This window comes from Bradyrhizobium sp. 23 (genome assembly GCF_023073295.1).
GTDB classification, from domain to species: domain Bacteria; phylum Pseudomonadota; class Alphaproteobacteria; order Rhizobiales; family Xanthobacteraceae; genus Bradyrhizobium; species Bradyrhizobium canariense_D.
In genome coordinates, this window is the sequence record NZ_JADPJF010000152.1 from 1 (window position 1) to 7,939 (window position 7,939).

The window sequence follows — 7,939 nt, forward strand, 5'->3', positions numbered from 1 at the left end:
CGACTGAACTTCCGTCTCTGCATGACCCACCTCTGGCTCGATAAAACACCCAATCTCGGTGTCCATCAAACCGGCAGCAGCTCACTTCTGTCGATCTGGCGGCGATGGGTATCGCTTCGCTCCACCCATCCTACGGGCTGCACTCCAGCCATCCTGCGAGCTACAGTTAGCGGTTCAATTGATCCAGGTGGACACGCTTGCCGACGCGGGCCTCAAAGGCGTCGACAATATGCTCCCATCGGTTAGAGCGCATCAGGCTCGAAGGATTATACGCCATGGCGCGACCAACGAACGGCATGTCGTCGTCCTGGTAAATATAGAAGTCTAGCCCTTCGTAATTGCCGATCATGCATAGCTTCTGAGGATTCACGTCGCCCAAAGCGATGTTCCACTCGACGTAGCTATCCTTCGATTGGTGGTGCATCCACTGCAATATCTTGAATGGATTGACTGGCACCACGACATCAGCCAACGCCATTAATTCACTGGAAGTCTCGGCCGGATAGCAGTGCAAATGCACTGCTACAGGGGTGTCCCGCAATGCTTCAAAAAGTGGAAAGAAGTCTAGGTCCTTCGTCGTGATGTGGGCTTCGGACATGTGGCCAGACGTTGCATGTTTGAAAACGTCGATTGCGAGTAAGATGTCGACGCCTTTTTGACGCAGCGTCTTGTTTTGTCCCCGCGTCAGCCCCTCTCGAACGTGCATAAAAGGCGTGCGATTAACCAGCTCGAATTGTTCTCGCTTGCGTTTCACTCGTCGTTCGTATTCCTCGCCAGATTCATTGTCCTTTTGGGCGGGCAAAGCATCGTAGTAAAAGGTTCTTTGATGCCCGCCAGCGATTGCCCGGTAATCGATTTTGTTACGACTGAGGTCGATCGCGAAATATTCGGATGTCTTCCGCACCATTGCGTCGATAAAGCCACCATCAACAAATGCATATTTTGTCACGGCTGCTGTATCCCTCGATCTGCCGCCTCCGCGGGCTCCAAGTGTCCCAAAGCTCATTTCAACCAGGTTCAGAAGTAGTTATCGATAGAAAACCATAAGTTGCAAGGCGACAATGAAAAAAGGGCGGCCTTCTGGCCGCCCTTCGTAGATGCTCGAGGCAAATCCGGGCTCAGCAATCCTAGCTGTCTAGCCCCTCACGAACACCCCGTCGTGCTTCCACACGTATCGCACTTCATACAAGTACCATTCCGCACCAGCGTGAAGTTGCCGCACTCGCTGCACATCTCGCCCTCATAGCCCTTGGCTTTGGCTTCCGCGCGGCGCTCGGCCTTGCTGGGCACCGCGACTTGCGCGCTGCCGGCCTTGCTCCACTGCAGGGCTTCGAGCTTCTCGGTGGGCGAGAGGTCGTGGGTCACTTCCTGCTTCAGCGCGACCGCGCCTTCCAGGACGTCGCCGGCACGGCCTGCGCCGTGGGAGGCGAGCGAGGTGACCTTGCTTCCGCCGGCCGGTGCGCTGTCGTTGCCTTGGGCGACCGCGGTCGAGCCGCCGCGCATCACCACGAGGTTGTCGGTGCGGGAGCGGGTGAGGCCGCGCGACACCAGCTTGGAGGCGCGCTGGCCGTGATCATCAGGCTCCTTGCCCTCCTCGACGCCCTTGCCGAGCACGTCGAACCCGGTCTCGCTGGGATCGACATGGGCGAGGTCGAAGCGGCTGAGATAGCTCACCGCCAGCTCGCGGAAGACGTAGTCGAGGATCGAGGTCGCGTATTTGATGCTGTCGTTGCCCTGCACCGGGCCCGCCGGCTCGAAGCGGGTGAAGGTGAAGGCATCGACATATTCGTCGAGCGGCACGCCGTACTGGAGGCCCAGCGACACTGCGATCGCGAAGTTGTTGATGAAGGAGCGGAGTGCCGCGCCTTCCTTGTGCATGTCGATGAAGATCTCGCCGATGCGGCCGTCGTCATACTCGCCGGTGCGCAAATAGACCTTGTGGCCGCCGACGACCGCCTTCTGGGTGTAGCCCTTGCGGCGATCCGGCATCTTCTCGCGCTCGCGCATCACGATGATGCGCTCGACCAGCTTCTCGACGATCTTTTCCGAGACCTGGGCGGTGCGTGCCGCCATCGGCTTGTCGTAGAGGCTCTCGACCGCATCGTCCTCGTCCTCATCGTCGGCGATGAGCTGCGAGTTGAGCGGCTGGCTGAGCTTGGAGCCGTCGCGATAGAGCGCGTTGGCCTTGAGCGCCAGCTTCCACGACAGCATGTAGGCGGACTTGCAGTCCTCTACCGTCGCGTCGTTCGGCATGTTGATGGTCTTGGAGATCGCACCCGAGATGAAGGGCTGCGCCGCCGACATCATGCGGATGTGGCTCTCGACCGAGAGATAGCGCTTGCCGACCTTGCCGCAAGGGTTGGCGCAGTCGAACACCGGATAGTGCTCGGCCTTGAGGTGCGGAGCACCTTCCACCGTCATCGCGCCGCAGATGTGGACGTTGGCCGCCTCGATCTCGCGTTTGGTGAAGCCGACGGCCTGGAGCAGGTCGAAGCCGGGGGCCGCGATCGCCTCGGCACCAATGCCGAGCTGGTCGCGGATGAAGTCTTCGCCAAAGGTCCATTTGTTGAAGGCGAACTTGATGTCGAAGGCGGTCGGCAGCGCCTTCTCGACCTTGGCGATGGCCTCATCCGTGAAGCCCTTGGCCTTCAGCGTCGAGGCGTTGATGCCGGGCGCGTTGGAGAGCGAGCCGTGGCCGACGGCATAGGCCTCGATCTCCGCGATCTCGCTCTCGCGATAACCGAGCGCACGCAACGCGGCGGGGACCGCGCGGTTGATGATCTTGAAGTAGCCGCCGCCGGCCAGCTTCTTGAACTTCACCAGCGCGAAGTCGGGCTCGATACCGGTGGTGTCGCAATCCATGACGAGGCCGATCGTGCCGGTCGGCGCGATCACCGTGGTCTGGGCGTTGCGATAGCCGTGCTTCTCGCCGAGCTCGAGCGCCGCATCCCAGGCGGCTTGCGCATGGGTGACGAGGTCTCCTTGCGGGCACGACACCAGGTCCATCGGCACCGGGTTGACGCTGAGCCCCTCGTAGCCGTTGGACTGGCCATGGGCGGCGCGGCGGTGGTTGCGGATCACGCGCAGCATGTGCGCGGCGTTCTTCTTGTAGCCGGGAAAGGTGCCGAGCTCGGCCGCCATCTCGGCCGAGGTCTTGTAGGTGATGCCGGTCATGATCGCGGTCAGCGCGCCGGCGATGGCGCGGCCTTCCTTGCTGTCATAGGACAGGCCCATGGTCATCAAGAGGCCGCCGATATTGGCGTAGCCGAGGCCGAGCGTGCGGAACTCGTAGGAGAGCTCGGCGATCGACTTCGACGGGAACTGCGCCATCATCACCGAGATTTCGAGCACGATGGTCCAGAGCCGGCAGAGATGCTCGTAGCCTTCGACGTCGAAACGCTTGGAGGGGATGTCGTAGAACGTCAGCAGATTGGCGGAGGCGAGGTTGCACGCCGTGTCGTCCAGGAACATGTATTCCGAGCACGGATTGGAGGCGCGGATGTCGCCGGACGCCTTGCAGGTGTGCCAGTCATTCATGGTGGTGTTGAAGTGCAGGCCCGGGTCGGCCGACGCCCAGGCGGCGTAGCCGATTTTTTCCCAGAGGTCGCGCGCCTTCAGGGTCTTGGTGATCTTCTTGGTGGTGCGTCCGACGAGATTCCAGTCGCCGTCGGTCTCGACCGCGCGCAGGAAGTCGTCCTTCAGCGACACCGAATTGTTGGAGTTCTGCCCCGAAACCGTGAGATAGGCTTCCGAATCCCAGTCGGTGTCATAGACGTCGAACTGGATGTCCTTGTAGCCCTGTTTTGCAAATTGGATGACCCGCTTGATGTAGTTGTCGGGTACGAGGCTGCGGCGCGCCAGCTTGATCTCGCGGCGCAGCGCCGGGTTCTTCTCGGGATCGAAGCAATCGTCGCCCGAGCCTTCGCAATTGACGCAGGCCTTGAGCACCGCCTTGAGGTGCTTCTGGTTGATCTTGGATCCGGTGACGAGAGCGGCGACCTTCTGCTCCTCCTTCACCTTCCAGTCGATATAGGTCTCGATGTCGGGGTGGTCGACGTCGACGACGACCATCTTGGCGGCGCGGCGCGTGGTGCCGCCCGACTTGATCGCGCCCGCGGCGCGGTCGCCGATCTTGAGGAAGCTCATCAGGCCGGACGAGCGGCCGCCGCCGGAAAGGCGTTCGCCTTCGCCGCGCAGGCGCGAGAAGTTGGAGCCGGTGCCGGAGCCGTATTTGAACAGGCGGGCTTCGCGGACCCAGAGGTCCATGATGCCGCCCTCGTTGACGAGGTCGTCACCGACGCCCTGGATGAAGCAGGCGTGCGGCTGCGGATGCTCGTAGGAGGATTTCGACCGGGTCAGCTTGCCGGTGAAGGGGTCGACGTAATAATGGCCCTGGCCGGGACCGTCGATGCCGTAGGCCCAGTGCAGACCGGTGTTGAACCATTGCGGCGAGTTCGGCGCGACCATCTGCATGGTCAGCATGTAGCGGAGCTCGTCGTAGAAGGTCTGGGCGTCCTCGTCGGAGGAGAAGTACTTGCCCTTCCAGCCCCAATAGGTCCAGCAGCCGGCGAGACGGTCGAACACCTGCTTGGCCGAGAGCTCGCTGACATAGCGCTCTTTCTCGGGCAGGAGGGCGAGCGCCTCGGTGTCGGGCACGGAGCGCCACAGGAAGGAGGGGACGGACTCTTCCTCGACCTTCTTCAGGCGCGCGGCAACGCCGGCCTTGCGGAAGTACTTCTGGGCGAGGACGTCGGAGGCGACCTGCGACCACGCGGTCGGCACCTCGACATTGTCGAGCTTGAACACGACCGAGCCGTCGGGATTCCTGATCTCCGACGTGGTCAGCCGGAAATCGATGCCGGCGTAAGGTGACTGTCCCGAAGTGGTGTGGCGCCGCTCAATCCGCATGGTCTTGCCCCGTCCTATCTTTGACCGGACCGCCTCCGTTCAGGCGTGCCGGGTCATCATTTCATTTCGCGGTGCTCGAGGCCGCCTGGCCCTTGGCATCGCAGCTCAGCCGGTAGACCCGGCCCGTTTTCTCCCGACGCGATTGCTCGATGCGCGCACCGATCATCCGCCGGCACGTCCAGGCCCATCCGCCCCAAAGGGATGAGCCCGACATGCGTTCAACGCCCCACAACGTCACGTCTTCAACCATTGCCATCCGGGCCTGTTTCCAGCCCGTTCAGGCGCCCGAAAAGTCCGCTCTCGCCGGGCAGACAAGCCCGTATCCCGCTGCCCTTGTCTGGCTTGGCGGAGTGCTGTTTTGCAGACCCTTTGGGGGAGTGCCGGCGGGACGCAAACACACTCGCGCCGAACGGATCGAAAACTAGGACTCTCCGTTACGCCCGTCAAGAACTAGTGCGAGTTCCTGAATCAAATACTAAATATGGTGGATTGTGGGGGATAACAGGGGGCAAGGCCGCGCCTGTTGTTGAGCCAAGTATCAGTGAGTCCTCAGGGATTCCAACCGAAAAAATTTGCATCTTGGGGGGCCGCTGAGGCTTCACCCCGCTGTTCACAGGGCAGGTATATTTTTGAATCGCGGGCTTGCCTCGGGGGGACTCACGTAGGGCTACGGAAGGTGAGGGCAGGCATGCCCGCCGGGGTGGTGGTGGGAGGCGCGAATCCGCGCCAAGCTGCCCTCGATTTTGCCGGACTACCCACATGCTTGATTCGACCCGCCGGGATGCGCGAGCGCGCATCGCCCCGGCCGGCCTGATATTCCTCGCCATCACCTCGGTGGGCTGGGGTTTCAATTGGCCGGTGACGAAATTCCTGCTCTCCGAGCTGCCGCCGCTGACCTTGCGCGGGGCGACGGGCGTGCTCGGCGCGGTGCTGCTGGCGGCGCTGGCGCTGATCCGCGCCGACAGCCTCAGCGTCCCGCGCGAGATCTGGCCGCGCCTCGTGACCGCCGCGATCCTCAACGTCACCGGCTGGATGGTGCTGATGGGTCTGGCACTGCTGTGGCTGCCGGCGAGCGAAGCGGCGCTGATCGCCTACACCATGCCGGTCTGGGCCTCGCTGATCGCCTGGCCGGTGCTCGGCGAGCGGCCGACCTTGTTGCGCACCATCGCGCTGGTGATGGCCTTTGCCGGCCTTGCCTCGATCATGGGCGGCAACGGCTTTGCCGCCACCGCGGACAAGCTGCCGGGCATCATCATGGCGCTGTGCGGCGCGCTCGGCTTCGCTCTCGGCACGGTGTTTTCGAAGAAGTACCCGATCCGACTGCCGCCGATCACGGCCGCGGCCTGGCAGATCGGGATCGGCTGCCTGCCGATCACGATCATCGGCTTCGCCATCGAGACCACGCATCTGGAGCTGGTGACGCCGGTCGGCTGGTGGCTCCTGGTCTATTCGACCGTGGTGCAGTTCTGCATCGCCTATGTCAGCTGGTTCGCTGCCCTTGCGCGCCTGCCGGCCTCCGTCGCCGCGATCGGCACCATGGCGGTGCCTGTCATCGGCGTCGTGGCGTCCGCGATCGCGCTCCACGAGCCGCTGGGGGCAGGGCAGATCGCGGCGCTGGTGTTCACGCTGGCGGCCGTGGTGCTGGCGACGCGGTAGGGCGCATATTCATGAGCGGCTGGCCGCCTGGACTTCCGGTTCATCGTCAACATCGGCCGGAGAGCGGAAGGTCTCCGAGCTCGCAGATGCGCCAAGAGCCGACCTGCCTTGCGGGGATTGTCTCTACCCAAATCGGTTGGCGAACTCTACGACCGCTGCTGCAACATCTTTACGCTTGGCGTCCGTGCGTGTGAATCCCAGCGGTCCCGTGAACCTGATAACCACCTTTTCAGGATTGGATTTCGGCCGAGCATCGGTCGTCCAAGATAGCTCTCCGGCCCGGACCTTGACAACATCGCGACTGGTGCACGCGGACTCGATCGATGAGAATATCTGCTTTGCTTCATCGACCGAAAGCTTCATCGATTGACACTCACCAGCGCCGACCGACACAAGGGTCAAACCAGACCGTTCGACGCGGAAGTACAGCCCATTGGTCAGCGTGACTTTTTCCTCAGGTCCCAACTCGGCGCTAATACGGGCCAGCGCTTGAGACCCAACTCGCGACAGGAGCCGTCCAACACCTCAAAAAAGACTTTGATCTTTCGGTGATCATTCATGGGTCGGGCGCCATCGTACGTGGTCCGATGGGGGGACCAAAGCACCTCGCCATTGGCAAACAGTACAACATCCGCTTCGGGTCAGCATACGAAGAACTCAACTGAGCAAATCTGGTCCGCCATGCTTCGGGGAGCGACCTCCTGGAGGGCTGCCGCCATCTGCAAACCTTCTCAGAAATACTACGTCTTTTCTTTCTACCCCGGGAGCGAGGTTTCGGAGAGCGTTCGTAGCGAGATATATCTCAAGCCCGACCAGAAGCGGTATTCCCGCGCCCCAAATGTAGATCAGGCCACGCATTGTTGCCTCCGTCAGGATAATTTTGAGCCGCTGCTTCGGGCAGTCTTCCAGGCCAAGGAAGCGGCCACGACAAACGACACGAAACAGAACGCGATCACCCCCAAAGCGCGGACATCGCGGCGCGGCTCGTTGAGCCACACGAGAGCCGCCAGGCAAAGGAGCGCCGGGACCGCGCAGGCTTGTGTTGCGATATACCGACGCCTCAGCGCCAACGGCGCGCGGTCCCCCCAGATAAACGCCTCAACCTGAAACTTGCGAGAAATTGCGTCCGTCCGGGGGAGGCACGACCTATCTAGCTCTGCCACGATGGATTGAAATCCCCATCCGGCAATGCCCAGCAGTGAAAGTCCAAAAAAGAGTAAGAACAGCGACACTTCACGTGTCTAGCAGCTTCAACACAACCGCGCGAGACCAGTTAGTCCGCAATGGGTCCAACAGCGGACCAACGTTGGGATGCCCGACCTCAGGCGAATACTCTGCGGCGGTGGCGAATGCTGGAGGGCGAGCGCCCATAGAG

At 62.0% G+C, this 7,939-nt stretch carries 4 protein-coding genes; 1 reads left to right on the forward strand and 3 read right to left on the reverse strand.

The genetic code is table 11. The features are described from left to right. Positions 1-166 precede the first annotated feature (166 nt). The 3 genes from IVB32_RS40750 to IVB32_RS40760 all read right to left on the reverse strand — a co-directional run bounded on the left by IVB32_RS40750 (position 167) and on the right by IVB32_RS40760 (position 5,158). Positions 167-949, reverse strand: a complete 783-nt coding sequence (locus tag IVB32_RS40750) for an NYN domain-containing protein (protein ID WP_247370994.1) — start codon at positions 947-949, stop codon at positions 167-169. A gap of 194 nt (positions 950-1,143) precedes the next feature. Further along, entirely contained in the window at positions 1,144-4,908 is a 3,765-nt protein-coding gene (locus IVB32_RS40755; protein WP_247370997.1) for a vitamin B12-dependent ribonucleotide reductase, read from the reverse strand. A 61-nt stretch (positions 4,909-4,969) separates the two neighbouring features. After that, the gene (locus tag IVB32_RS40760) at positions 4,970-5,158 is read right to left on the reverse strand and encodes a hypothetical protein (RefSeq protein ID WP_247413139.1); all 189 of its coding nucleotides are present in this window, start codon (positions 5,156-5,158) and stop codon (positions 4,970-4,972) included. A 509-nt stretch (positions 5,159-5,667) separates the two neighbouring features. Between IVB32_RS40760 and IVB32_RS40765 the strand changes: the two genes are divergently transcribed. Beyond that, entirely contained in the window at positions 5,668-6,564 is an 897-nt protein-coding gene (locus tag IVB32_RS40765; RefSeq protein WP_247371003.1) for a DMT family transporter, read from the forward strand. Positions 6,565-7,939: the final 1,375 nt, after the last annotated feature.